This window comes from Kribbella sp. NPDC023972 (assembly GCF_040639075.1).
In the GTDB taxonomy this organism is placed as follows: Bacteria; Actinomycetota; Actinomycetes; order Propionibacteriales; family Kribbellaceae; genus Kribbella.
In genome coordinates this window covers 740,357-763,248 of sequence record NZ_JBEZZH010000001.1, presented here as the reverse complement: position 1 = coordinate 763,248, position 22,892 = coordinate 740,357, and the positions used below count along the sequence as shown (strand labels likewise).

Annotated in this window: 18 protein-coding genes and 1 other RNA gene; 11 read left to right on the top strand and 8 right to left on the bottom strand. The window is 69.3% G+C overall.

The window, feature by feature from the left end:
- Positions 1-122 precede the first annotated feature (122 nt).
- Positions 123-1,613 carry a beta-N-acetylhexosaminidase gene (nagZ, locus tag AB0F43_RS03450; protein ID WP_360470015.1) on the top strand — a complete coding sequence of 497 codons (1,491 nt, stop codon included), beginning with the start codon at positions 123-125 and terminating at the stop codon, positions 1,611-1,613.
- Here the strand turns inward: nagZ and AB0F43_RS03445 are convergent.
- Positions 1,594-2,808 (bottom strand): ROK family transcriptional regulator, encoded by a 1,215-nt coding sequence (locus tag AB0F43_RS03445; protein WP_360470013.1) that lies wholly within the window; start codon positions 2,806-2,808, stop codon positions 1,594-1,596. The genes nagZ and AB0F43_RS03445 overlap by 20 nt on opposite strands.
- 143 nt (positions 2,809-2,951) lie before the next feature.
- On the opposite strand from AB0F43_RS03445, the gene AB0F43_RS03440 reads away from it, so the two are divergent.
- The 6 genes from AB0F43_RS03440 to AB0F43_RS03415 all read left to right on the top strand — a co-directional run bounded on the left by AB0F43_RS03440 (position 2,952) and on the right by AB0F43_RS03415 (position 10,914).
- Positions 2,952-4,583 carry a glycoside hydrolase family 13 protein gene (locus tag AB0F43_RS03440; RefSeq protein WP_360470010.1) on the top strand — a complete coding sequence of 544 codons (1,632 nt, stop codon included), beginning with the start codon at positions 2,952-2,954 and terminating at the stop codon, positions 4,581-4,583.
- Between the two features lie 195 nt (positions 4,584-4,778).
- Positions 4,779-5,921, top strand: a complete 1,143-nt coding sequence (locus AB0F43_RS03435; protein WP_360470007.1) for a Nif3-like dinuclear metal center hexameric protein — start codon at positions 4,779-4,781, stop codon at positions 5,919-5,921.
- 43 nt (positions 5,922-5,964) lie between these two features.
- Positions 5,965-7,434 (top strand): hypothetical protein, encoded by a 1,470-nt coding sequence (locus tag AB0F43_RS03430; protein WP_360470006.1) that lies wholly within the window; start codon positions 5,965-5,967, stop codon positions 7,432-7,434.
- Positions 7,435-7,545: 111 nt separating this feature from the next.
- A complete protein-coding gene (locus tag AB0F43_RS03425; protein WP_360470003.1) occupies positions 7,546-8,259 on the top strand; it encodes a C4-type zinc ribbon domain-containing protein in 714 nt (237 codons plus the stop codon).
- Positions 8,256-9,380: a bifunctional RNase H/acid phosphatase gene (locus tag AB0F43_RS03420; protein ID WP_360470001.1), complete on the top strand. Its 1,125-nt coding sequence runs from the start codon at positions 8,256-8,258 to the stop codon at positions 9,378-9,380. The genes AB0F43_RS03425 and AB0F43_RS03420 overlap by 4 nt, the downstream gene beginning before the upstream one ends.
- Before the next feature lie 97 nt (positions 9,381-9,477).
- Positions 9,478-10,914, top strand: a complete 1,437-nt coding sequence (locus tag AB0F43_RS03415; RefSeq protein WP_360469998.1) for an RNB domain-containing ribonuclease — start codon at positions 9,478-9,480, stop codon at positions 10,912-10,914.
- Positions 10,915-10,992: 78 nt separating this feature from the next.
- Here the strand turns inward: AB0F43_RS03415 and AB0F43_RS03410 are convergent, their stop codons facing one another.
- Positions 10,993-11,604 (bottom strand): TetR/AcrR family transcriptional regulator, encoded by a 612-nt coding sequence (locus AB0F43_RS03410; RefSeq protein WP_360469995.1) that lies wholly within the window; start codon positions 11,602-11,604, stop codon positions 10,993-10,995.
- A 52-nt stretch (positions 11,605-11,656) separates the two neighbouring features.
- On the opposite strand from AB0F43_RS03410, the gene AB0F43_RS03405 reads away from it, so the two are divergent.
- Positions 11,657-12,142 (top strand): GNAT family N-acetyltransferase, encoded by a 486-nt coding sequence (locus AB0F43_RS03405; protein ID WP_360469993.1) that lies wholly within the window; start codon positions 11,657-11,659, stop codon positions 12,140-12,142.
- Positions 12,143-12,167: 25 nt separating this feature from the next.
- Here the strand turns inward: AB0F43_RS03405 and AB0F43_RS03400 are convergent, their stop codons facing one another.
- From AB0F43_RS03400 to AB0F43_RS03375, 6 genes are all read right to left on the bottom strand, one after another.
- Positions 12,168-13,280 (bottom strand): hypothetical protein, encoded by a 1,113-nt coding sequence (locus tag AB0F43_RS03400; RefSeq protein WP_360469990.1) that lies wholly within the window; start codon positions 13,278-13,280, stop codon positions 12,168-12,170.
- Positions 13,281-13,746: 466 nt separating this feature from the next.
- Positions 13,747-15,357: a TROVE domain-containing protein gene (locus tag AB0F43_RS03395; RefSeq protein WP_360469987.1), complete on the bottom strand. Its 1,611-nt coding sequence runs from the start codon at positions 15,355-15,357 to the stop codon at positions 13,747-13,749.
- 244 nt (positions 15,358-15,601) lie between these two features.
- Positions 15,602-16,000, bottom strand: an RNA gene (rnpB, locus tag AB0F43_RS03390) — RNase P RNA component class A.
- A gap of 33 nt (positions 16,001-16,033) precedes the next feature.
- Positions 16,034-16,405, bottom strand: coding sequence for a DUF952 domain-containing protein (locus tag AB0F43_RS03385; RefSeq protein WP_360469984.1), 372 nt, complete (start codon positions 16,403-16,405; stop codon positions 16,034-16,036).
- A gap of 38 nt (positions 16,406-16,443) precedes the next feature.
- The gene (locus AB0F43_RS03380) at positions 16,444-17,004 is read right to left on the bottom strand and encodes a TetR/AcrR family transcriptional regulator (RefSeq protein ID WP_360469981.1); all 561 of its coding nucleotides are present in this window, start codon (positions 17,002-17,004) and stop codon (positions 16,444-16,446) included.
- Entirely contained in the window at positions 17,004-17,393 is a 390-nt protein-coding gene (locus AB0F43_RS03375) for a nuclear transport factor 2 family protein (protein WP_360469978.1), read from the bottom strand. The genes AB0F43_RS03380 and AB0F43_RS03375 overlap by 1 nt, the downstream gene beginning before the upstream one ends.
- A gap of 81 nt (positions 17,394-17,474) precedes the next feature.
- Between AB0F43_RS03375 and AB0F43_RS03370 the strand changes: the two genes are divergently transcribed.
- The 3 genes from AB0F43_RS03370 to AB0F43_RS03360 all read left to right on the top strand — a co-directional run.
- Positions 17,475-18,974: a peptidase S10 gene (locus AB0F43_RS03370; RefSeq protein ID WP_360469976.1), complete on the top strand. Its 1,500-nt coding sequence runs from the start codon at positions 17,475-17,477 to the stop codon at positions 18,972-18,974.
- The gene (locus AB0F43_RS03365; protein ID WP_360469974.1) at positions 18,971-19,732 is read left to right on the top strand and encodes a nucleotidyltransferase domain-containing protein; all 762 of its coding nucleotides are present in this window, start codon (positions 18,971-18,973) and stop codon (positions 19,730-19,732) included. Before AB0F43_RS03370 ends, AB0F43_RS03365 begins: the two co-directional genes overlap by 4 nt.
- Positions 19,733-20,325: 593 nt before the next feature.
- Positions 20,326-22,892 (top strand): DUF222 domain-containing protein (locus tag AB0F43_RS03360; RefSeq protein ID WP_360469972.1); only part of this gene is annotated, 2,567 nt, incomplete at its 3' end.

Below are 22,892 nucleotides of genomic sequence, written 5' to 3'. Positions count from 1 at the left end.
CCCCAGCAGCTTGACAACGATCGCACTGACACCATCAGCCGGGGCTGATTATTAGCTGTCCGTGACGGCCAACCTGGGCGGGTCGGGTGGCGCTTTCCCGCCCGGGAGGAGAAGGTGTGGGGATGAGTGACGAGCTGGATCGTGATGCCGCCGGTGCGCTGATCGTCGGCTTCGACGGGACCACCGCCCCGGACGACCTGCGCCGCGCGGTCGCGGCCGGCCTCGGCGCGGTCATCCTGTTCACCCGCAACGTCGCCGACGCCGAGCAGGTCGCCGCCCTGACCGCGACGCTGCGGGCCGAACGGCCGGACCTGGTGATCGCGATCGACCACGAGGGCGGCGAGTTCAGCCACCTCGCGCCGGCCAACCCGTGGCCGCTGGCCTCACCCCGGATCCTCGGCGACCTCGACGACGTCGACCTGACCCGCGCCTCGGCCCGGGACGCCGCCGCCACGCTGGCGGGTCTCGGTATCGACCTGATGCTCGCGCCATCGGTTGACGTGAACAGCAACCCGGCGAACCCGATCATCTCCACCCGCTCGTTCGGCACCACGCCGGACGTCGTCTCGCGGCATGGCGTCGCGTTCGTCGAGGGTGTCCACGAGGCCGGTATCGCCGCCTGCCCGAAACACTTCCCCGGCCACGGCGATGTCACCGTGGACTCTCACCTCGACCTGCCCCGGGTCGACCGCTCGATCGCGGAGGTGACCGAGGTCGAGCTGGCGCCGTTCAAGGCCACGATCGCGGCCGGCGCCGACGTGATCATGAGCGCCCACATCGTCTTCTCCGCGTACGACGACCAGCCGGCCACCCTCTCGCATCGCATTCTCACCGGACTGCTCCGGGACGAGCTCGGCTTCACCGGTGTGATCACCACCGACGCCCTCGAGATGCAGGCGATCACCAAGACCCGGTCGATCGAGGACGCGGCGGTCGGGTCGATCCGGGCCGGCGCCGACCTCGCCATGGTCGCCGTCGCCACCGCCGACCCGCGGGCTCTCACCGCCGGCCTGGTCGGTGCCGTAGGCAACGGTTCGCTCGACGCGCAGCGGCTCGCCGAGGCCGCCGGCCGGGTCCGCACCCTTGCCACGACGCTGCGGAACCGGACCCGGCAGCCAGGTCTCGACGGCGCCCCGATCCGCGAGGCCGCCACCCGCGTGGTGGCAAGCCAGACCCTGCCCGCGCTCGGATCCCGGCCGTACGTCGTCGACCTGGCCCAAGGCCTGCACCCGGCCTGGAACCCTTATTTCAGTGGGCTTCCGGAGATCTTCGGCCGAATCGCACCCGGCTCGGACGGAGTGGTCCTGCGCGGCGAGCAGCGGCTGCTCGACGGCGCCGGCTCACAGCCCGACGGCGCCATCGCCCGCGCTGCGGCGGCCGCGGCCGGTCGCCCGTTGGTGATCGCGGTGCAGGACGCCGTACGTACGCCGTGGATGCGTGAGGCGCTGACCGCCCTGCTGCAGAACCGCGGCGAGGACACCGTCGTGCTGTGCACCGGCATACCCGAGGATCGCGCGCTCGTCCCCGAAGGTTTCACCACGGGTACGACGTCCGGCCGCAACCTGATCGTCCTCGAAGCGATCGCCAGGGCCCTTACCCGGGACGGCAGCTGAGGCTCAGGTCGAGGGCGTTCTGCTCGACGTAGTTGAGCGCGTGGCGGACGGCGCCGACGGACACGATCGCATCGCCGAGGGATGAGACGGCGACGCGTGGCGGCGTACTGGTGAAGCCGGCCAGTTGCTGCTCGATCTCGGGGAGCAGCGACTTGGCCGCGTCGGCGACCGCGCCGCCGAGCACGACCAGTTCGGGATTGAACAGGATGCCGAGCGTGGCGACCACCCGGGCGGTCCGGGCGGAGACGTGCTGGAGGATCTCCAGCGCGACCGCGTCGCCGGCGTCCGCGGCGGTGAAGACCAACTCGGCGGTGACCGGCCGGTCACCGCACAGGGCTCGCAGTGCCGTCGGCACGGCCGGGTCGGCGACGGCCGCGGCGCCGCGTTCGCGGGCGATCCGGGCGATGCCGTGGGTGTCGCCGACGCCCTCGACGAGCTTGAGGTAGACCATCTCGCCGGCGCCGCCGCGGCTGCCGTGCAGCAGCCGACCGGAGTCCATCAGCCCGGAGCCGAACCGTTCACTGGCCAGCAGTACGGCGAGGTCGTCGACGTTGCGGCCCTCGCCACGCCAGTGTTCGCCAAGGGTGGCCAGGTTGGCGTCGTTCTCCAGCAACACCGGCCAGCCGTGCAGCTCGGTCAGCCGCCGGCCCATGCCCGCGTCGAAGCGGCGCCAGAACTCGTCATCGGCCAGGATGTTGCCACCCCGGTCGACCGGCGCGGCGACACCGGCTCCCGCGGCGAGCACCTGCGCGTCGGACACCTGCGCGGTCTCGAGGGCCTCGACGACCGTCTCGTGCACGATCTCGGTCCGCTCGGCCGCGGTCGAGTCACCGGACACCGAGCGCACCGCCTTGGCCACCGTCTCGCCCCGCAGGTCGGTGACCAGCACGGTGGTCTTGCCCGCGCCGATGTCGATCCCGAGCACGTAGCCGGCCCGGCTGTTGAACTCGAACCGGCGCGACGGCCGGCCGACCGCCGTGTCGTCCCGGCCGGGGTCGTGCTCGATCACCCAGCCCATCGAGATCAGGTCATTGCAGACCGCGTGCACGGTCGCGCGGGTCAGGCCGGTGGCCTCGATCAGGCCGGTTCCTGTCATCACCCCGGCCTTGGAGAGCACGCCGAGTAGCTTGCCGGCGTTGACCCGGCGCAGCATCGGCGGCGTCGCCGTGGGTGGAGTGGCGGCTGGTTTCGCCATGAAACCCCCTTGACCTGTCGTGGAACCGAAGCGCAGAATACTGCAGAATCTAAATTTAGAGTGTATATAAATCAGCGGGCAACATTGCCGCAACCGCCTGGAAACCCCCTGCACCCGCGCCTGCCGACCCAAGTGAGGCCTTCTTGACCAGCACGCAGCCGACGATCGACCGAGACTGGTGGCGCCAGGCCGTCGTCTACCAGATCTACCCGCGCAGCTTCGCCGATGCCAACGGCGACGGTGTCGGAGACCTTCAGGGCATCATCAGCCGCGTTCCGTACCTCACGTCCCTGGGTATCGACGCGGTCTGGCTGAGCCCGTTTTACCCCTCCGCCCTGGCCGACGGCGGGTACGACGTCGACGACTACCGCAACGTGGACCCGCGGCTCGGGACCCTCGACGACTTCGACGAGCTGGTCAGCGCGCTGCACGACGCGGGGATCAGGCTGATCGTCGACATCGTCCCGAACCACACGTCCAACCGGCACGAGTGGTTCGTCGAGGCGCTGGCCGCCGACAGGGGAGCGCCGGCCCGGGACCGGTACATCTTCCGTGAAGGCGAGGGTGACCAGCCGCCGTCGGACTGGGACTCGGTCTTCGGCGGTTCCGCGTGGGCCCAGGTCGAGGACGGGCAGTGGTACCTGCACCTGTTCGCGGCCGAGCAGCCGGACCTGAACTGGGAGCACCCGGAGGTCCGCGCGGACTTCCTGCAGACGCTGCGGTTCTGGTCGGACCGCGGGGTCGACGGCTTCCGTGTGGACGTCGCGCACGCACTGGTGAAGGACCTGTCGGAGCCGTTCCCGTCGAAGACCACACTGCCTCGGCAGTCGGAGTCGAACGGTGCGCATCCGCTCTGGGACCAGGACGGCGTCCACGAGATCTACCGCGAGTGGCGCAAGGTCCTGAACGAGTACGACCCGCCCCGGTCCGCGGTGGCCGAGGCGTTCGTGCCGGCCGCGCGCCGGGCCCGCTACGCGAGCGCGGACGGGCTCGGGCAGGCGTTCAACTTCGACCTGCTGCAGGCCGACTTCGAGTACGAGAAGTTCCGCCAGGTGATCGAGGACAACCTCGCGCTGGCCGAGCAGAACGGCTCGTCGTCGACCTGGGTCTTCTCCAACCACGACGTCGTCCGGCACGCCACCCGGTACGGCCTGCCGAAGGACCCGTCCGGCAGCTGGCAGGACGGAAAGGCCTGGCTGCTCAGCAACGGGACCGAGCCGACGGTCGACGTCGAGCTCGGCCTCCGGCGGGCGCGCGCTGCGGTGCTGCTGATGCTGGCGCTGCCGGGCTCGGCGTACCTGTACCAGGGTGAGGAGCTGGGGCTGCAGGAGGTCGGCGAGCTGCCGGCGGCGAACCTGCAGGACCCTGCGTACTTCCGGTCGAAGGGTGCGGAGAAGGGCCGCGACGGCTGCCGGGTGCCGATCCCGTGGACCGTCGGCGGGCTGTCGTTCGGCTTCGGCTCGGGCGGTTCGCACCTGGTCCAGCCGAAGTGGTTCGGCGCCTACTCGGTCGAGGCGCAGGAGGGCGATCCGGACTCGACCCTCAGCCTCTACCGCAAGGCCCTTGCCGTACGACGTGGACTCCAGACCGGCAACTCGCTCAGCTGGGTCGACGGCGTCGACGAGGTCCTGCACTTCACCCGCCCCGGCGGCTGGCAGTCCATCACCAACTTCGGTGCCGCCCCGGTCGAGCTTCCCGAGGCCGCCGTGGTCCTGTCCAGCAGCCCGCTCGAGGGCGAGAAGCTGCCGGGAGACACCACCGCCTGGCTGATCTAGGTCTCCACAGGCACGTTCCGGTCATCGAGGCCGTCGGCAACGGCCGCCGCGTTGGCCCGAACGAACCGCCGGAACGAGTTGTGCCGGAGGCGGCGGGCGGCTGTCGCCGGCACATCGGCACCGGCGGACGTGGTTGTGGCGGGGGCACCGGGCGGTTGCCCCCGTCACAATCCCTGGAGGTGAAAGGATAGTGCCGTGACTCCGAGGCTCGCAGATGTGCTGTCCGTACTCGACCGCCTGTACGACCCGGCGTGGGCGGAGAGTTGGGACGCGGTCGGACTGGTGACCGGCGATCCGGAGCAGCCGGTACGGCGGATCCTGTTCGCGGTCGACCCGATGCGAGCCGTCGTGGACGAAGCCATCGCCGGTGACTTCGACCTCCTCGTCACTCACCATCCGCTCCTGCTGCGCGGGGTCAGCAGTGTCGCGGCGACCACGCCGAAGGGTCGCGTCGTCCACGACCTGATCAAGAGCGACACGGCTCTGCACGTCTGCCACACCAACGCCGACAACGCCAATCCAGGTGTCAGCGACGCACTCGCAGCCGCTCTCGGTCTGCGGGACACCCGCCCGTTGAAGGCCCTGCCGGCGGACCCCACGGACAAGCTCGTCGTGTTCGTGCCGGTCGAGGAGACGCAGGCGATGCTCGACGCGCTGTCCAAGGCGGGCGCGGGCCACATCGGGGACTACGAACGGGCCGCGTGGAGCGGGACCGGCGAAGGGACGTTCCGTCCGCTCGCGGGCGCCAACCCGACCATCGGACAGGTCGGCGACATCGAGGTGGTCGCGGAGAACCGGCTCGAGATGCTCATGCCGCGCCGGAACCGCCGGGCCGTCGTCGAGGCGCTGAAGGCGGCCCACTCCTACGAAGAGCCGGCCTTCGACATCTACGAGCTGGCCCCTGAGCCGAGTGAACGTGGCGGCGGGCGGGTCGGCGTACTCGGGGAGCCCTTGCCGCTGGAGGACTTCGCCCGCCTGGTCGCCGAGAACCTGCCGCGGACGAAGCACGGCGTACGAGTGTCGGGAGATCCCGGGCGCATCATCGAGACCGTCGCGGTGGTCGGGGGAGCGGGCGACTCGGAGTTCGACCGGGTTCGCGCCGCCGGTGTCGACGCCTATGTCACCGCGGACCTTCGGCACCACCCCGCGACCGAGGCTCGGGCGTACGACGAGGGGCCCGCGCTGGTCGATGTCGCGCACTGGGCCAGCGAGTGGCCGTGGCTGCGCGACGCTGACAAGCTGCTGCGGGCGGAGCTGGCCGGTGACGTGGAGACGCACATTTCCACCATCTGCACGGACGCCTGGACGCTCCGCGTCGATCAGGATCCGCAGAGCTGAGCCGCAGCCTCCCTAGGGTGAGCCGCTGAAGTCCCGGCTCGGCTTGTTCTCGCTCCTGCTCATCGCACTGACCGGCTGTGTCTCGATCGGGGAGTCAGACCGCTCGGCCAGTCCGGCGCCGCTGCCGTCTCCGCTGCCGAAGGCAGTGCATCCGGCCACGGCCAAGCCCGCGGACCGCGACCAGAGTCGAGTGGTCGCTGCCCTAACCCAGGTCGACGCTTGCGCGTTGCTGGACAGAGCGAAGGCGAAGGCACCGGGCTTCGCGGTTGGTGACCGGCTTCGTCGTACGGCGCCGCACGAGTGCCGGATCGAGCACCGGAGCGCATGGGTTCGGGTCGAGCTCGGCGTCCGCGACCTCTCCCGGTCCGACAGCGCGCTGCGCACCCTGGCCGGAGTCAAGGCCTACGTGAAGCGGGACGAGACCTCCTGTGAGGTCCGCCTTCCGGTGTCGTTCCAGTACTCGATCAGCTTCTACGGTCATTGGCCGGACAAGAGCACCCAGGCCGGCTGCCCAACGGTCGAGGCGTTCGCGACTGCCGCCGTACCAGTGTTGCGTCGGCCGAGCCCGGCGAAGGTGCCGCTCGCAGGTTGGAGCGGATGCGCGGCCTTGGGGAAGCTCCTCGGCCGATCCACCGGCCGCTTCGAGCTGGGCAGCTACCCGACGAACAACGTGGATGGTTGCGGCGACTTGTCCGAGGGACGGCGACTCGTCGACGTCAGCCTTGGCTACGGCTCGGACCTGAAGCTCTCGGACTTCGGCAAGACCATCCGCCTCGGCACACGGACAGCCGGCATCACGTACGGCGACAGCCAGTGCTGGCTGACGTGGAACCAAGGTCCCTCCGCGCAGCCGGATCCGCGCGAGAAATGGGTGCAGATCGTTCTCCGCGCGCCGAACTGTGGGACCACCAAGCGGCTGGCGATCAGAATGTCCGCTCTCCTCGACGGGCCGGTGTCGGCCGGACCCAAACCGCAGGCACCGCTGCTGCTGGGGCCGACCGATCCTGACTCGGACCGGCCAGGCGCCTGCGTCGATCTGCCGGTCGCCCAGTCACAGACGCCCTGTGAGGCGTACCACCCGGTGCAACCGCCGAACGGTGCGGTTGAGGTCTATCGGCACGGGAGCCAGGACGGCAACGTCGTGTGCGCGATCAGCCAGGACGCCGTACGGCGTGTGCTCGGCGCCGGATTCCGTCCGGTCGTTGAGGGCGCCGCGTGTGTTTACGTGGAGCCGAGCAACGCGCTTCAGGTCCGCGTCGTTGTGACCGACCATAAGACGGGTGAGGGCGTGTCACTGCGCAAGGTCGAACTGGCCGGTCGGCAGGTCCTGATCTCGACGCTGCGCCAGAGCGAGGACAGCAAGCTGGTCACCCTGCGGGCCGAGGACAGCACGGGCGTGGTGCTGCTCATCCAGTGCACCTTCAGCCGACCGCGTCGGAGTGGCGACCTGGACACCAGCCGCGAGGCCCAGCTCGAACCACTCGCCGAGCGGATCCTCGAACAGTCCTTCTGACCACCCCCCGGGTTGTGGCGGCGAGGCAGTAGCGTGGAGACTCTCACAACTGAAGCTGAAGCGTGATCTAAGGAGCCGACTCTGAACGCCGAGCCCGCTGTCCAACGCCGGTTGCTGGACCTGCAGGAACTCGACCTGCAGCTGGATCAGGTCGCCCACAAACGCAAGTCGCTGCCCGAGCACAAGACCCTGGCCGAGCTGGCCGCGGAGAAGTCGGTGGTCGACCGCGAGCTCGTCAGCGCCGACACCGAGGTCAGTGACCTGCAGCGGGAGCAGAAGAAGGCCGACAGCGACGTCGAGCAGGTGCGGCAGCGCAAGGCTCGCAACCAGCAGCGGCTCGACTCCGGTCAGGTCACCTCGCCGAAGGACCTGGAGAACCTGCAGCACGAGATCGGTTCGCTGGACCGGCGGATCTCCGACCTCGAGGACGCCGAGCTTGAGGTGATGGAGAAGCTGGAGGCGGCCGAGGCGGTCCAGGCCGACCTGCGTGCCCGGGCCGAGGCGTTCGCCGGCCGGCAGGCCGAGCTGGAGGCCACCCGCGACGGCGCGCTGAAGGAGCTCGACGAGCAGCGCGCGGAGCTCGGTGACAAGCGGGCCGCGGTCGCCGCCGAGCTCCCGGACGCGCTCGTCACGCTGTACCAGCGACTCCGCGAGCACAACGGCGGGATCGGCGCCGCGCCGCTGGTCGGCAAGCGGTGCATGGGCTGCCGGATGGAGCTGGCGCCGTCGGACCTCACCCGGTTCAAGGCCGCCGCGCCGGACGCCGTACTGCGTTGTGAAGAGTGCGGCCGGATCCTGGTGCGTACGTCGGAGAGCGCGGTATGACGTACCAGCACGTGATCGTCGAAGCTGATGGTGGGTCGCGTGGGAATCCGGGGCCGGCGGCGTACGGCGCGCTGGTCCGGGATCCGGTGACCGGCGAGGTGATCGCGCAGAGCGGGAAGACGCTCGGCATCGCGACCAACAACGTCGCCGAGTACTCCGGTTTGATCGCCGGGCTGGAGCTGGCCGCGGAGTACGCCCCGGAGGCCTCGATCGAGGTCCGGATGGACTCCAAGCTGGTGATCGAGCAGATGGCCGGCCGCTGGAAGATCAAGCACCCGGACCTGCAGCCGCTGGCGATCAAGGCGCAGGGCCTGGCCCCGTTCGGCACCGAGTGGACATGGGTGCCGCGGGCGCAGAACGCGGCGGCCGACGCGCTCGCCAACATGGCGCTGGACGGCGTACCGATCCCGTTGACGCCGGTGGCCACCGTACCGGGGCCGGCGGTGCCGAAGGAACCGTCGGATCTGCAGAAGGCGTTGCAGGGTTGGGGTCCGCAGGCCGAGCCGCCGACGCAGCTGATCTTCCTGCGGCACGGCGAGACCCCGCACACCGTGGAGAAGCGGTTCTCCGGATCCGGTGGCGACGATCCAGGCCTCAGCGACACCGGACGGGCGCAGGCTCACGCGGCGTCGGAGTACCTGTCCCGGATCGGTGGCGTGGACGCGATCGTCGTGTCCCCGATGCGACGGACGCGCCAGACGGCAGAGATCGTCGCGGCCGGTCTCGGGCTCGAGCCGATCGTCGACGACGGCTGGCGGGAGGTGTCGTTCGGCGACTGGGACGGGCACACGTTCGCCGAGATCCAGCAGAAGTGGCCGGACGCGATGAACGCCTGGCTCGAGTCCACCGCGGTCGCGCCGCCCGGCGGGGAGTCCTTCGACCTGTGTGCCCGGCGGGCCCGGTCCGCACGGGATGGGTTGCTGGCCAAGTACCCGGGCAAGACGGTCGTCGTCGTCACCCATGTCACGCCGATCAAGCTGATGGTCCGGGCGGTGCTGCAGGCCCCGATGTCGTCGCTGTTCCGGATGGAGTTGCGCCCGGCAACGTTGACCGAGATCCACTGGTACGCCGACGGCCTCGCGTCCCTGCGATCCTTCAACGTGCAACCGTCGCTAGGCTGAGGTCCAGCGAACCCGAGAAGGACATTCCCACCCCCTCCTTGGTTATTCTCCCCCTAGCGCACAGAGTGCGGGTGGCCGAAAGAGACGGGGTGTACTGGTGCCGTTGCAGAGGGTTCACTTTGCCGAAGACGTGCCGGAGGTCTTCCGGGCGTCGCTGCAGGACATCCGGCGTGAGCTCGACGTACCGGCCGAGTTCCCGCCCGAGGTGGTCGCCGCGGCGCTGCGGGCGGCGAAGAATCCTCGCCTGCCCGAGCTGGACCGTACCGACATCGACTTCGTCACCATCGACCCGCCGGACTCGATGGATCTCGATCAGGCGCTGCACATCGAGCGGAACGGCGACGGGTACACGGTCCACTACGCGATCGCCGACGTGGCCGCGTTCGTCCAGCCGGGTGACCCGATCGACGTCGAGGCACGCCGCCGCGGTGAGACCCTCTACGCGCCGGACAAGCGCACCCCGCTGCATCCGCCGGAGCTGTCCGAGGGCGCTGCGTCGCTGCTCCCCGACGAGGTCCGTCCCGCGGTGTTGTGGACGATCTCGGTCGACGCGACCGGCGAAGGGACCCAGGTCGTCTGCGAGCGCGCGCTGGTGAAGTCGCGCGCCAAGCTCAACTACGCCGGGGTGCAGAAGGACCTCGACGCCGGCAATGCCTCCGAGTCGCTGCAGTTGCTCCGCGAGGTCGGCAGGCTTCGTGAGCAGCGTGAGCTCGAGCGCGGTGGCGTCAACCTGCCGATCCCGGACCAGGAGGTCGTCACCTCCAACCACGGCTGGGGTCTGGAGTTCCGCGCGCCGCTCCCGGTCGAGGGCTGGAACGCGCAGATCTCGCTGCTCACCGGGATGGCCGCCGCGCAGCTGATGATGGGCGGCGGGATCGGCATCCTCCGGACATTGCCCGAGTCGCACGACGACCTGCGACGCAAGCTGGGGAACGTCGCCAAGGCACTCGGGATCATGTGGCCGGACGAGACGTCGTACGCCGCCTTCATCCACGGACTGGATCCGAAGGTGCCGGCACACGCGGCGATGCTCGCGGCGTGCACGGTGCTGTTCCGCGGCGCGGGGTACACCGCGTTCTCGGGTGAGGTGCCGCGGCGGCCCCAGCACGCGGCGATGAAGGCGGAGTACGCGCACGTCACCGCGCCGCTGCGGCGGCTGGTGGATCGCTGGACCGGCGAGATCTGCGTGGCGCTGTCCGCGGGCGCCGAAGTGCCCGGGTGGGTGCGTGAGTCGATGGACGAGATCCCGAAGATCATGGACGACGCCGATCGCCGGGCCAACGCCTACGAGCGCTCGATCGTCGGCATGGTCGAGGCCGGGCTGGTGGCCGACCAGGTCGGGTCCGTGTTCGACGGTGTCATCACCGAGGTCGACCAGCGCGACGACACCCGCGGCATCGTCGTGCTGTCCACGTTGGCAATCGAGGGCCGGATCACCGGTACGACGCCCCTGCCGCTGGGTCAGCCGGTCCGCGTCAAACTCGTCGAAGCCGACATCGCCAAGCGCGTGGTCGCCTTCGAACTCGTCTCCTAGCCAGCCCGGCTCCTGGTTGCTCCCTCTCCCAGCTACTCCCTCTCCTAGCTGATCCCGAGGCTTGGCTGGTCCCGACTCCTAGGTGGCGCTGTCCGAGGTGGTCCTGGATTCTCCCAGGTAGTCCTCGACCGCTCTGGTCGTGCGCTCGAGGTCGCCGGTCGCCAGCAGGTCCAGCAGGGCGCCGCGGAGCATGGCCAGTACGGCGGTACGGCGTGCCTCCGCCTCGGCGGTGCCGGGATCGGGCTGACTCGCCTTGAGCAGGTCGAGCCAGTCGTCCACGGTCGAGCGGCCGTAGTCCGCCCATGGACCCTCCGGCGCGACCAATGAGCGCCCGTACGCCTCGACCCAGAACTTCATCAACGGTCGCCGTCCGGGCGCGGCCAGCCATGTCCAGAGCTCCCGGGCGACCACCGTCAGCCCGGGTGGTTCGTCGTACTGGGCGTCGAGCTGTCGCAGCAGTTCGAGCTCGTCGACGCGGGCGCGGGCGAGCAGGGCACGGATCAGGCCGTCCTTGCTGCCGAACAGGAACAGCAGCACCCGCGGGCTGGAGCCGATCGCGGTTGCGAGCGGGCGCAGCGACAGGTCGGCCAGTCCGTGGGTGAGCGAGTATGCGTAGGCACGCTCGAGCAGTTCCTGCTGACGCGCGGACGGGACTGGCTTCTCGGACGGGGCTGGCTTCGTGGTCGGCACCCCGCTAGTATCGCTTACTGAAACACTCGGTTCAGTAGATTGGGTAGGGTTGATGCCGAAACTGATCAGGAAGCTGGGGGAGCCGGGCGATCTCGGCTGGGTGGTGCAGTCACATGCGGAGGTCTACGCGGCCGAGTACGGCTGGGGTCTGCCGTACGAGGTGTTGATCCTGCAGATCGTCTCGGCGTACGCGAGCGAGCACGACGACTCACGTGAGGCCGCCTGGATCGCGGAGGTGGACGGCGAGCGGGCCGGCAGCATTTTCTGCGTGCGTGGCCCGGATGAGGCCACCGCTCAGCTCCGGCTGCTCCTGGTGACTCCGCAGGCGCGCGGGCTCGGCCTCGGCGCCGAACTGGTCGACACCTGCCTGGCCTTCGCCCGCGAGGCCGGTTACAAGCGGATGGTGCTGTGGACGAACGATCCACTCGTCGCGGCCCGGCACGTCTATCTCGCTCGTGGTTTCCGCCTCACGGCTTCCGAGCAGCACACCATGTGGGGGGAGAGCCTGGTCGGCCAGACGTACGAGCTCGACCTCTAGCGCTTCCTGCCGCACGGGACGCGACCTAGGTGCTGCAGGCGGGAGCGCCCGGGGACGGGACGCGGTAGATCGCGTGGGCGAGGAACGTGGAGATGTAGCCGTTCTGGACACGGAGGGCATGACGGGGGCCCGCGCTGCCCAGTGGAAGGTATTTCCGCAGCGGCATCGCGAGGTAGTAGGCGCCGTAGTCGGTGAAGTTGTAGTGGCGTGTGCCGGGGATCGTGGCGCACCACGACGCACCAGTGCTTGCTTTGAGCAACGAGAGGCTGCGGTCGCGGTCCTCGTCGCCGCGAGCGTCCGGGCCGCAGACGCCGGTGATGCACGAGTCGTCGGCACCGAGCAGCAGGATCGGCGCGTGCACGCCCTTCGTCACCGCGTCACCGTACGGGACGCCGTCCAGGTCCACCGCCGCCGCACACCGGTTCGCCATCCGGCACGCCTCCAGCGCCGCCGCGCCGCCGAACGAGTGACCGATGTACGCCGTACCGACGCCTGACTCGACGCTGTTCGGCAGTTGCTTGGCGACCATCGTGCCGGCGAAGCGGGCGTCGGCGGCCCAGAGCCCGACGAGGTGATCGCCCTGCTTCTCCAGATCCTCGGGCTTGGCCGCCTCCGTGCTCTCGACCTTCTGGCCATCCAGCACGGTGAGGTCAGCGCTGTACGTCGGCGTCACGCCGGCCACCAGGTAGCCGTGACTGGCGAGATCCTCGGCCAGGCTGGCGTACATCGGTGCCGACAGCCCCAGCCCCGGCATCAGTACGACGACCGGGAACCGTCCAGGCGCGACCGCAGCTCGATCGAACGCCGGATCCTTCAGACTGTCGAACGGCCCCTGAAAGACCGAGGCCGGCCCATTCACCTGCAAGTCGCTCCACAACCCGGGCGCGTACTGCACCTTGCGCCCTGTCGTCTCCTTGGCCACCGGGTACCAAAGCCACACCGACAACTTCCGCGGCCCCTCGCCGTACGGATCCCGACGAACTGTGTCAGTCCACTCGAACGTCCGCCGCCCAACCAGGTGATCGCCGGTCGGCTCAGGCAACGCCGTCGGCTCCGACCGCTTGACCATCACCCAGCCCACATACCCGCACCCGGCGACCAGCACAAACAACACGAGAATCACAATCCCCGTACGCACCCGCCGCACCCCTCTACCCGCCATACCCCAAGCCTCCCACCAGGTGGGCCCTCTCTGCTGATCCCTCGCCTACTGCGCGCACCCCGCGCCTGCTCGCGGCGGGGCATCACAGACACGGCCCTGGTGGCTGGTGCTGCGGTCGGGTCAGGGCCAGGCAACAGATAGCTCGCGCGGGTTTCCCGACCCAGGCCTGGCCGACAACGTGCCGGTGCAGGCGTCCGAGCGGCCGAGCTGACCACATGCCCGGTCTAGGCGTCCGACGTCAGCCTGCCTGACCATGTGCCTGGTGCAGGCGTCCGAGCGTGGCTGCGGGGCCGGTCAACGCCTTGGCCGCAGCATGCGCGAGGAGATCGCGGCAGGCTGCGGCTCGGGCGTCGCGGGCCGCAAGCGAAGTTGCCCGCGACAGACCGCAGTTCCGACTTCGGCTCCGACGTCACAGGTCGGGCCGAGGGCGCCTGCAGTGGCGTTACGGGCCGCGGGTGAAGTCGGCGATCAGGCCTGGGACCGCGCTGTCGAACCCTGAGATGTCGAGCATTCCCGGGTCCGACGGGTCGGCGATCGTGCTGCCGGTTGCGGTCATCGCGACCACGACCAGCCGGGCGTCGATCCCCATCTCCCGCCGGTACCGCTGGAGCGCCTGGTGCGGGTGGATCTCCCCGTGCCAGGTCTCGTTGTCGGTGTAGATCACGAACGTGTCGACAGCGATCTTCCGCCGCAGCGCGTACTGCATCGGCAGCGAGCAGTCCGTCCCGCCGAACGGCAGCCCGGACACCGCCCGGATGGCGTCGTCCAGCCGCTGCCGCGGGCTGATTGCGAGCCGGGTCAGCTCGGAGCGCCGGTAGTCGCCCTTGCTGGTGAACCCGACGAGCTCGTACGACGACTCGGTCGCCGCCGTGACCAGCGCCAGCGCCGCCGACGCCTCCCGGCACGTGATCGGCAGCCCCGACACCCCCGCCGTCATCGACCCCGACACGTCGAGCGCCAGCAGCAGCCGCTTCCCGGTCGGCTCGACCGCGTCGTACGCCGCGTAGAACGCCGCATCGAGTGCGTCCACGATCGGCTGTGACGGTGTCCACGTCTGCCCACCCCGCACTCCGCGTCCCGACGAATAGGTGCGCTGGGCAACGAGAACGTTGACCGGGTGCACCCGTGCCTTCTTCAGGCGTCCGGCGTCGGCGAGCTGCCCGGCCACGATCGGAGTCCAGGAGCCGAGCGGATCGAGCAGACCCAGCCGGGTGAGGCGGGGAAGCTGCCGGATCAGCGCGGTCTGCGGCAGACCGTTCGCGAGCAGGACGTCCCAGACCTTCGGCTCGTTCAGGAACCGGTCCGGGATCATCTCCCATGACAGCCCCGGGTTGAGCGCGATGACGTCGACCACCTCGGTGACGTCGGTCGATGCCTGAACGCGCTCGAACGCGGTCACCAGAGGCAGTCCGGACAGGTCGGCCGCACGACCATGGACCCAGTCGAACAGCTCCCGTCGTACCGGCTCTGTGGTCACCGGATGCGAGAGCCGCAGCAGATCCGCATGCGACCAGCCGTCCCGCTGGCGGTACTTCAGCACCTGGTATGCGATCGCGTCGACGTCACGGTCCGGGCCGACGTACCAGTTCCCGATCGCACGCCGGGTGCCGCGGCCCCAGCCGCCGAATTGCTGAAGGTACCCGACGAACTGGAACAGGTGCGTCCCGGTCCGAGCGACCAGCGGTACGGCGGCCAGCGCGGCGCGACGGCCGTCGTCGTCGCCCAGCTTGGCCGCGGCCGCGAGGGCGAACAGCGCCGGGTTCTGCTTGGGTGCGCGGCCGGTCAGAGAGATGTCCAGTACGGCGGCCACGACGTCGGCCGCACGCGTCCTCGCCAGCTCGACGACGACTCCGGCGTTGTCCCGGGTGAGTTCACGCTCGGAGGCGTAGTACGTGCCTCCCGTGGTGCCGAGCGTGAGGAACCGGTGCAACCGGGCGAGGTCGTCCAGCACGAAGGCGTAGCCGCCGGCGCGGTTCTGCCGCTGCCGTGGGTCGGCCTGCTCGTGCTGAGGCGTCTGCCGGGTGCTGATCAGAGCCAGCGGGTCGTTGGACATCCCTTTCTCCTGTCGTCGGTGCATGAAAAAGACAGGCCTGGGCGGACGTGTTGTGCCGACCGGCGTTTAGCTGCTCTAGCCAGCTGAGCTACGCCGAACCGAAGCCCGGCGGCGGGACTCGAACCCGCGACCCGCCCATTAGGAGTGGTAACCGATTGGCTCCGGCCCGTCCAGGCCTGTCTTGTCCAAGAATGTAACGCGTTTCGGCCTTGGACCACCAACGATTTCCAGAGCTGTGGACAAGGGAACGGGCCGGTCTGTAAGCCGGATTCTGTAGTCGGCGACCATCCATCTACGGTGACCGTTGCCGGGCACCTCCAGCGGCCTACCCGCGAGCTCGGGCGGGCAGCCCTCGAACGCTCGCGCGGACGGTGGTTGCCCACCGCCCTTCTTGGCCTTGCTCCACGTGGGGTTTACCGAGCCTCCGCAGTCACCTGCGGAGCTGGTGGTCTCTTACACCACCCTTTCACCCTCACCCGCACTCCGATGAACCAAGGATTCACCGAAGCCGCTGGCGGTTTGCTTTCTGTGGCACTGTCCCGCGGGTTGCCCCGGGTGGGTGTTACCCACCACGCTGCCCTGTGGAGTCCGGACTTTCCTCGGCGCCCCCACCAGGGGACGACGCGATCGCCCGACCGACCCGTTCCGCTTTCAGGATACGGCTTCGGCGGTCACATCACGAACGGAGTGAGTGATCGAGGACTTCTGGCCACCGGCCGTCTGCACCACGTAGATACGGGCGTACGTCGACTACCGCGTCGAGGTTCAGCGGACCGTAGATGTGCGGAAAGCTGATGCCGATCGCATCCAGGTCCTCGTCACACAGCGCTGACACCAGGCGCTCGGTGTCGATCACCAGCAGACACAGCGGCTCCTCGACGTCGTCGTACACGAAGTTCGCCACCATGCCCACCTGCTCCGGCCGGGCCGCGTGGATGAACGTCGCCCCGTCGTCGAGGCTCTTGCCTCGCGTCGACCACCGGTAACTGCCCGCCTGCTTGGCGGCTTCCCACTGGTCCGGAAACGCGAGGTGCAGAATCGTCGCCATGCCCACAGGTTAGTGCCGCACCCGTCTGCCTCGGCGGATCATCGGAGCAGTGTCCGCACGAAGGATCGGGTGGTGTCACCCAGCCGCCGCCGCGGGTCGTCGTACACCCGCTCCAGGACTGCGAGTCCACGCGTGGTGGCGACCACCAGGCGTGCGGCTTCCCGTGGCTTCAGGACCAGGTCGGCACCGTCCAAGGCCTGGAAGACCAGTTCTTCCAGATCATCCAGGAGTTTGCGTACGGCGCGCCGTACCGGCTCGGCACCGGCTTCGACGGCAGTCCGGGTCGACAGACACCCGCGGGATGGCGATCCGCTGATGATCGACTCGATGCAGTAGTCGAAGAACCTGAGCAAACGGATGCGCGAATCACGTCCTTTCAGTGCGGCCTCGGCGCCGTCCAGGAAGGACGCGGCGAACTGGTCGAACGCCTTCAGGAAGATCTGCTCCTTGCCGCCGTAGGCGTGGTAGAGCGAGCCGCGCTGTACGCCGGTGCCAGCCGCGAGATCCAGCATCGTGGTCCGCTGGAAGCCGTGGTCCCAGAACACCTCGAGCGCCTGCCGGAGCGCCGTCTCCTCGTCGAACTGGCGGACACCGGCCATCAGCCGCCGACCACCCTGGCCGCCGAGCGCTCCACCCAGTTGTGGGCGAGCTTGCCGTCGCGCACCTCCCACACTGCCGTCCCAGTGAAGGTGATCGGGGCACCGATCGCGGCGGAGGGCAGGTAACCGTTGTTCGTCCCGCTGACCCGCCAGCGCGATGCGACCCTGGTCCCGGCGGCGTTCTCGAACGTCTCCACGACGTCGAGCCGCAGGTCAGGGAGCTCGGCCAGTAAAGCCCGGATCCAGGCCTTGAACGCGTCCCGGCCGACGATGTCGTCCCCGGCGGTGGTGATCACGAAATCCGGTACGACGAACCGGTCGACGGCTTCCGGGTCGTGCTCGTTCCAGACCTGTTGCCAGAAGGCCTCCACGATCTCACTCGCTGTCATGTGTCGCTCCGGTGACGATGATGTTTGACAGTCGTGTCAAACATAGCAGGCCGTGCTCACGGGTGAACTAAGGTGCTCGGCATGGCGAAGGATGAGAGCACCGAGCCCACGTCAGAGGCGGCGACCGAGGAGCAGAAGCCTGCGGCGGTCACGACCCCTGCCGACGATCTGGTGTCGACGCAGCACGTGCTGCCGATCGGCCGGAAGAAGCTGAACTACACCGCCACCACCGGGCGCATCGTGCTGCGGCAGGAGGTGCTGACCGAGGGGAAGTTCGACGGGCACAAGCCGAAGGCGGAGGTGTTCCTGACCGCCTACACGCTGGATGACGCCGATGCCGCCGATCGGCCGGTCACGTTCGCCTTCAATGGTGGCCCGGGGTCGTCGAGCATCTGGCTGCACCTCGGCCTGCTGGGTCCGCGCCGGGTCGTGTCCGGTGACGCCGGCGAGCTCGCGCCCCCGCCGTACGGGCTGGTGGACAACACCGAGTCACTGTTGCAGCACAGCGACCTCGTCTTCATCGACCCGGTGGCGACGGGCTACTCGCGCGCCGTCGAGGGGGAGAAGCCCGGCGACTACCACGGCTTCACCCGCGACCTGGAGTCCGTCGGCGAGGTGATCCGGCTGTGGACATCGCGCAACGGCCGGTGGATGTCCCCGAAGTTCCTGGCCGGCGAGTCGTACGGTACGACCCGCGCCGCCGGGCTGGCCGCGCACCTGCAGGAGCGGTACGGCATGTATCTGAACGGGGTGATGCTGATCTCCGCAGCACTCGAGTTCGGCACCCTCGACTTCACCCCGGGCAACGACCTGCCGTACACCCTGTTCCTGCCGTCGTACGCCGCCATCGCCCACTACCACGGCCTGATCCCGGACCGGTCGCTGGACGAGGTGCTCGCGGACGCGGAGCGGTTCGCGGCCGGGCGCTACCCGAATGCGCTTGCCCAGGGCAATCGGATCCCGGCCGACTACCGGGCCGAGGTGGTCACCCGGCTGGCGTCGCTGACCGGGCTGTCCGAGGACTACCTCGACCGGGTGAACCTGCGGATCGAGCACATGCGCTTCTTCGCCGAGCTGCTGCGGTCACGCCGCCAGGTGATCGGCCGGCTGGACGGCCGCTTCACCGGCTGGGACGCGGACTACGCCGGGGAGACTCCTGGCAAGGATCCGTCGTTCAGCGCGATCATCGGGCCGTACACCGCCGCGCTGAACCATTACGTGCGGGTGGAGCTGGAGTACAAGAACGACCTGCCCTACGAGATCCTGAACATGGACGCGGCGAAGAACTGGTCCTTCAAGGAGTTCGAAGGACAGCAGATCACGGTCGCCGAGAAGCTCGCCGAAGCCATGCGGGTCAACCCGCACCTCAAGGTCCACGTGGCCTCCGGGCACTACGACGGCGCCACGCCGTACTTCGCGACCGATCACACGCTGGCTCGCCTGCAGATCCCGTCCGACCTGGTCGGCAACATCGAGACGAAGTACTACCCGGCGGGTCACATGATGTACATCCACGAACCGTCGCGCCTGCAGCAGTCGGAGGACCTGGCAGCCTTCATCAGCTCAGCCTCCAACCGATGACTGAGTTCGAGGCAGTCACCTCGCAGTACCTGGAGCTGATCGACGACGCCTTGCCGGGCTTGGTGAGCGGGTTCTATCTGACTGGTTCGATCCCGCTCGACGACTACCATCCGGGCCGCAGCGACATCGACGGCGTGGTGGTCGTGTCCGAGCCGGTGACGGACCCGGAGATCGTTCGAGCGGTACACGAGAAGTTGCCCGAGCGGCCGTACTTCGATGTCACCTACCTGACCGCATCCGCGCTGGCCGCGCCACCAGATCGCAGTACGCCGGTTGTGTACACGATCGATGGTCAGTTCCGGGATCCTGCCACCGCGGGCACGGTGACACCGGTGCTGTGGTCGGAACTCGCGCGGCAGTCGATCGCCGTACGAGCGGTGGACGGCTTGGCAGTGCACGACGATCACCAGGCGCTGGTCGACCACACCCGCGCGAACCTCACGTCGTACTGGGAGCCGATGCTCGATCGGCTGGAGCAGCGCGCGGCCGAACTGCCAGACGATCAGGTCCTCGACGGCTGGATCATCCCCTGGTACGTCCTCGGCATTCCGCGCCTGCACGCACTCCTTGCCACTGGCAACATCATTTCCAAGACGGCCGCCCGTCAGCATGGTGCTGCGGCTTTCCCGTCGTACGCCGACCTCTGCACCCGAGCCATCAACCACCGTGCGGGGGCGCTCGGGGAGTTCACCGTCGCCGACGCGACACCGACGGTCGCCTTCGGCCGGGCCGTTATCGCTTCCGCCCGCCAGCTCTGATGCTGCGCTCGTCCGCCCTGCGGGTCCCCTCGACCTGACCCCGGCGCCGAGCGGCGTCGTACTGCATCCGCCGTCTCCGGACGAATCGTCGAGCTTGGCCGGTTGTGCTTCGCGTCGTACGAACGGGGCTCGCATCGTTCACCGCAGCCGAGGCAGTCGAAGACATCAGGCTCAGCTTCGTCGGGGGGTACGGCCCGCTGAACCTCAGCATCAGCCGGCTCGCGACCGCGGGGGACGGACCTGATCGGCGCCATCCTGGTGGTCGATCAAGCACCGTGGCCGGACACTCCGGATGGACCGTTCATCCTCGACCTGTTCACCGCAACAGTCTGGCGTCGGCATGGTGTCGCCCGCGCTCCTTACCGATAGCCTTGGATGCACCACCGGCCGAGCCAGCCTGCGTGTTGCCGAGGGCAATCATCCGGCCCGCCGGCTGTACGACTCTTGCGAACTCATCCCCTGGCCGTAGCCGCTGTCAACACCTTCTGGTCCCTTGTGGATAACCTGACACTCTCGGCAGGGGGTGGATTCCCTTTGAAATAAAGGGGTTCTGGCTTTGGAAACTGTCGGTGGGGGTGTCTAGAGTTGTCGGCATGGAACTTCTGGGCGAGCGGCCGGTGTGGTCGATGAGCGGCAGCGAGATGCTGTCGGCTCTCGACCAGCTGGATGCTGAGCTCGCCCGCCGACAGACCTACCGCCTCCACCTGATCGCCGCCCTTGAAACCATCGGCTACGCCAAAGAGATCGGCGCCCACGACACCGCCCGCCTCCTAGCCTTCCGCTACCGCCTCGACAGCGCCGAAGCCCACCGCGACGTCCGCCTGGCCCGCTCCCTCCCCAAATACCCCACCGTCTCCGCAGCCCTCCCCAACACCACCCCCACAACCTCCACCGAATCGAACAGTCCGTCCGCCAACACCCTGCCCGCCGACGCCCCTGCCGCCGACGCACCTGTTGCTGCCGCGTGTGCCGCCGACGCGCGTTGCGCCGATGCGTCTGCCACCGCTGCCCATGACGCCGACGCATCTGTCGCCGACGCACCTTCCGGCGACGCAGTTGCATCCGACACACTTCCCGCCGACGCACCTGACGCCGACGCACCTGACGCCGACGCGTGTGGCGCCGACGCGCCTGTGGGCGACGCGCCCGTCGCCGACGCACCTGCCGGCGACGCAGTTGCATCCGACCCACTTCCCGCCGAGGTGCCTGCCGCCGGCGCGTGTGGCGCCGACGCGCCTGTGGGCGACGCGCCCGTCGCCGACGCACCTGCCGGCGACGCAGCTGCATCCGACCCACTTCCCGGCGAGGTGCCTGCCGCCGGTGCGCCTGTTGGCGACGCACCTCGCGGTGACGCGCCTCGCGCCGGTGCGCGGCCCCTGCGCCCGGCTCAGGCCCAGGCCATCGTGTGGGCACTGGACCGCGTCGCCTCCCGAGTCCCACCGCACCACCTCGCGGTCGCCGAGGAACAACTGGTCGGGCTTGCCGCCCACCTGTCACCCGGCCAGCTCCGCAAGGCCGGCAAGGAAATCGGCGACCTCCTCGACAGCGACGGCCCCGAACCCGACGAACACAAGGCCTACGCCCGCGAGTCCCTCACCCTGTCCACCGCCGAGAACGGCGTCAAATTCCGCGGCTTCCTGGCCAACGAGAACGCCGAACTCCTCCGCACCCTCACCCACACCGGCGCCCGCCCCCACAAAACCATCGACGGCGACCCGGACCCCCGCCCCCGCGACAAGCGCCAAGCCGACGCACTCACCGCCGCCTTGACCATCGCCGCAGCCGCCACCGACACCACCTTCCACGCACCCCACCCGTCGACCCTCACCCGACCCGCCACCAACCCCACACCCGGCAACCCCGCCACGCACCCCACGACCGCCGACCCCGCCACCTCGGCCGCGAACGCGAACGCGAACGGGAGCGGGAGCGGGAACGTCGGCACGCACCCCACGGCCGCCGACCCCGCCACCTCGGCCGCGGCCGCGAACGGGAACGGGAACGGGAACGCCGGCACACACACCACGACCGCGACCACCTCGGACGCCGCCCCCACAACCGCGAGCGACGGCACCACGCAGGCCAACCCCGCGACCGCGACCCACGACCACCGCACCCACTCCGCGGCCCAACCCACCACCAACGCTGGGAACTGGTTGCCGGGCTTCGGTGCGAAGGCCAACATCACCGTCACCATCGACTACAACGACCTGAAGACCGCCACCGCCCACGCCACCGGTCAGTTGGTGTACGGCGACGCCCTCTCAGCGGCCGCGATCCGCCGCCTCGCCTGCGACGCCAACATCATCCCACTCGTCCTCGGCTCGAACTCCGAACCACTCGATGTCGGCCGCTCCGAACGCCTGGTCAACCGCGCCATGCGCCGCGCCCTCAACGCCCGCGACAAAGGCTGCGTCGTCTGCGGCGCCCCACCCATCCACTGCGACGCCCACCACATGCGCTCCTGGATCGACGGCGGCCCCACCGCCATCACCAACCTGGTCCTCCTCTGCCGCCGCCACCACATCGACCTCCACGCCGGCCACTGGACCATCACCATCACCAACGGCACCGTCCACGTCTCCCGCCCCACCTGGGCCGACCCACCCACCACCCGCCACCCAAACCCACCCCACGCCCACAAGCCCGGTCAACCACCTACCACCCGCTCAGAACCGGACGCCGGCACAGAGCCGGGCGCTCGCGCGCCGGATGCACAGCAGCCGGGGGCTGCGGCACAGCCGGATCTCGCATTGCAGCCGGGGGCTCCGGCACAGCCGGATCTCGCAATGCAACCGGGGGCTCCGGCACAGCCGGATCTCGCAATGCAACCGGGGGCTCCGGCACAGCCGGATCTCGCAATGCAACCGGCGGCTCCGGCACACCCGGATCTCGCAACGCAGCCGGAGGCTCCGGCACAGCCGGATGTCGCCGTACAAGCGGAGGCTCCCACACAGCCGGGCGTAGTAATGCAGTCGGGGGCTGCGGCACACCCGGTTGTCGCATTGCAGCCGGGGGCTCCGGCACAGCCGGATCTCGCAATGCGACCGGGGGCTCCGGCACAGCCGGATCTCGCAACGCAGCCGGAGGCTCCGGCACAGCCGGATGTCGCCGTACAAGCGGAGGCTCCCACACAGCCGGGCGTAGTAATGCAGTCGGG